Consider the following 1068-nt stretch of genomic DNA (forward strand, 5'->3'; position numbering starts at 1 on the left):
CCCCTCATCGCCCTGCCGGGCACTTCTCCCCGTATAGTGACGGGGAGAAGTGGCTAGCCGCAACCTAGGCGTAATTTCTGTAACGTTGGTGATTGGCGAAATCATAAATGACAGCGTCCCTCTCCCCGTTACTATACGGGGAGAGGATGCCGGCAGGCAGGTGAGGGGCGGCGCTAGCGCTTGGACAATGAAGCCCGCCAAACAGGCGGCTTAACGGAGGCGACATGCAGGATCTGAAGCAGCGGCCGGTTTCCGTCTTCCGCGAATTCCTCGATAGCGAAGCGGCCGGCGGCATCTTCCTGATGGTGGCGGCGGCACTGGCCCTGATCGTCGCCAATTCGCCGCTCGCCGAAACCTATTTCTCCGCGCTCCACGCCTATCTCGGCCCGCTCAGCGTCTCGCATTGGGTCAATGACGGGCTGATGGCGGTGTTCTTCCTGCTCGTCGGACTGGAGATCAAGCGCGAGATGCTGGACGGCCAGCTCTCCACCTGGCCCCGGCGCGTGCTGCCCGGCATCGCCGCCGCCGGCGGCATGGTGGTCCCGGCACTCGTCTATGTGGCCGTCAACCGCAACAATGCGGCCGCCCTGTCCGGCTGGGCGATCCCGACCGCCACCGACATCGCTTTCGCGCTCGGCGTGCTGTCGCTGCTCGGCAGCCGCGTGCCGGCTTCGCTGAAGGTGTTCCTCACAGCACTGGCCATCATCGACGACCTCGGTGCCGTCATCATCATCGCCATCTTCTACACCAGCGGCCTGTCGCTGGCTTATCTGGGAGCTGCCTTCGCTGTCATTGCCGCGCTTGTCGTGCTCAACCGCATGCGGGTGATGACGCTTGTGCCCTATCTCGTTCTGGGCGTCATCCTGTGGGTCCTGGTGCTGAAATCGGGCGTCCATGCAACGCTTGCCGGCGTGGCGCTGGCGCTGACCATCCCGCTCGAGCGCTCCGCCGGGATCGGCCACGATCTCGACCATTCGCCGCTGCACCGGCTCGAACATGGTCTGCACAAGATAGTGGCCTTCGTCGTCATCCCGATCTTCGGCTTTGCCAATGCCGGCGTTTCGCTCG

1 protein-coding gene is annotated in these 1068 nt (G+C 64.0%); it reads left to right on the top strand.

The features are described from left to right. Positions 1-224: 224 nt before the first annotated feature. Positions 225-1068 (top strand): Na+/H+ antiporter NhaA (gene nhaA / locus EOB49_RS34045; protein ID WP_127383515.1); only part of this gene is annotated, 844 nt, incomplete at its 3' end.

The sequence above is a fragment of the Mesorhizobium sp. M7A.F.Ca.MR.148.00.0.0 genome (assembly GCF_003997735.1).
In the GTDB taxonomy this organism is placed as follows: domain Bacteria; phylum Pseudomonadota; class Alphaproteobacteria; order Rhizobiales; family Rhizobiaceae; genus Mesorhizobium.